At 49.5% G+C, this 1,920-nt stretch carries 2 protein-coding genes; one reads left to right on the top strand and one right to left on the bottom strand.

Going from position 1 to position 1,920, the window contains the following annotated elements:
• Window positions 1–1,211: tRNA uridine-5-carboxymethylaminomethyl(34) synthesis GTPase MnmE (gene mnmE, locus KDK16_RS07570; protein ID WP_257275405.1), on the top strand; the 1,211-nt coding region annotated here is incomplete at its 5' end.
• Between the two features lie 7 nt (window positions 1,212–1,218).
• On the opposite strand, the gene KDK16_RS07565 is transcribed toward mnmE, so the two are convergent.
• On the bottom strand, window positions 1,219–1,860 hold the full coding sequence (locus KDK16_RS07565) for a MarC family protein (RefSeq protein ID WP_257275404.1): 642 nt from the start codon (window positions 1,858–1,860) through the stop codon (window positions 1,219–1,221).
• Window positions 1,861–1,920: the final 60 nt, after the last annotated feature.

Below are 1,920 nucleotides of genomic sequence, written 5' to 3'. Positions count from 1 at the left end.
TTTATGATGAGCGGGATAAAGTGCTGGACGAGGGCTTGGCTCTTTATTTTCCTAATCCCAATTCATTCACCGGTGAGGACGTTATAGAGTTCCAGGGACATGGCGGTCCGGTCATTCTGGATTTGTTGCTGAAGAGAATTAATGCCCTGGGGGTCAGGCTGGCCAATCCCGGAGAGTTTTCCGAAAGAGCCTTTTTGAATGACAAAATGGATCTGGCACAGGCTGAAGCCATCGCAGATCTCATTGACAGTACTTCAGAACAGGCAGCCAGATCGGCACTAAGATCCTTGCAAGGTGTTTTCTCCAGAAAAGTGAATGAGCTGGTCGAAGCTCTGATTGAACTGAGAATTTATGTTGAAGCCGCCATCGACTTTCCGGAAGAAGAGATTGATTTTCTGGCCGATGGTAAAGTGGCAGGCGATCTCAAAACCATCATCAGCCACCTTGCACAGGTTATGACAGAGGCGGGTCAGGGGGCTATTCAGCGTGAGGGGATGACCGTTGTGATTGCCGGACGTCCCAATGCGGGTAAATCCAGTCTTTTGAATGCGTTATCAGGACGGGAGTCGGCTATCGTAACGGACATTGCCGGCACCACTCGTGATGTTCTCAGAGAGCATATCAATATCGACGGTATGCCCTTGCATGTTATTGATACCGCAGGTCTGCGAGAGACTGATGACAAAGTCGAACAGATTGGTGTAGAACGGGCTTTCAGAGAAATAGAAGACGCCGACAGAGTGCTTTTAATGGTGGATGGCTCCACTACTGACGCAATCGATCCTCACGACATATGGCCTGAGTTTGTTGATCGATTGCCTTCCAGAGAAAAGTTAACAGTCATCCGTAATAAAATTGATCTGACAGGCGAACAGGCCGGCATAGAAGCTGTTCAAGGGGTTCCCCTGATCAGGGCGTGCGCAATGAGAGAACGTGGCCTGGATGCCCTCAGAGAGCACCTGAAAGCCTGTATGGGGTATGAGGGAGCTATGGAGGGAGGTTTCTCTGCCCGGCGCAGACATCTGGATGCACTGCGCAGAGCAGAAGAGTTTCTGGATAACGGTCAGAAGCAGCTTGAATACATGGGAGCGGGAGAACTTCTGGCAGAAGATTTGCGACATGCCCAGAAAGCCTTGGGTGAAATCACCGGCGAGTTCTCCAGCGATGATTTACTGGGCAGGATTTTCTCTTCGTTCTGTATCGGAAAGTAAGTAATCTTCAGAGGTTCAGCTTCCAGGCACCATAAACACCCTCTATGACAAGCTGGGTACCGATCACCGCCAGAATCAGTCCCATCATACGACTGATGACCTTCACTACACTTTCTCCCAGATAGTGGAGGAAGCGTTCTCCCGAGAGAAAAAACAGACAACTGATGCCACAGAGCACTCCAAAGACAGTGATACAGACGGTCACCTCAGGGATGCCTTTTCCTGTCGCAAAATTCATCGCCGCAGCAATCGTTCCCGGCCCTGCCAGAATGGGCACTGCCAGTGGACTGATCGCAATACTGACATGGGGATGCTCCAGACTTTTACGATTATCCTCGATACTGGGAGTGTGAACCTCTGAGCTATTGCCGGAAAGCATGTCCTTGCCAATCAGGAACACCAGAATGCCTCCTGCAATTCTGAGTGCCGGGAGGGTGATACCAAAAAGACTGAAAATGACATGACCTAGCAGGCAAAAGACACTGACAATAATGAACGCCAGAAAGTTGGATTGTATGGCGATTTTTCGCTTTTCAGCCGATTCAAGCCCATTGGTTAAGCCCAGAAAAATGGGGGTATTGGCAACGGGATTCATGATGGCAAAGAAGCTCACAAAGACAGTGGCTGCGAATGATAAGAGTTCTGTCATCTTCAAGCCGCAGAGCAGTCAATAAGGCCCAAGGATAGTTCAGAACTCTCTCAATATCAT

The sequence above is a fragment of the Endozoicomonas sp. SESOKO4 genome, assembly GCF_024606275.1.
The sequence above is the reverse complement of the archived record's forward strand: the minus strand, read 5'-3'. Positions and strand labels throughout refer to the sequence as shown.

Bases quoted from the DNA above. Each gene is read 5' to 3' on its own strand.
- KDK16_RS07565 (WP_257275404.1), bottom strand. From the start codon at position 1,860: ATGACAGAACTCTTATCATTCGCAGCCACTGTCTTTGTGAGCTTCTTT.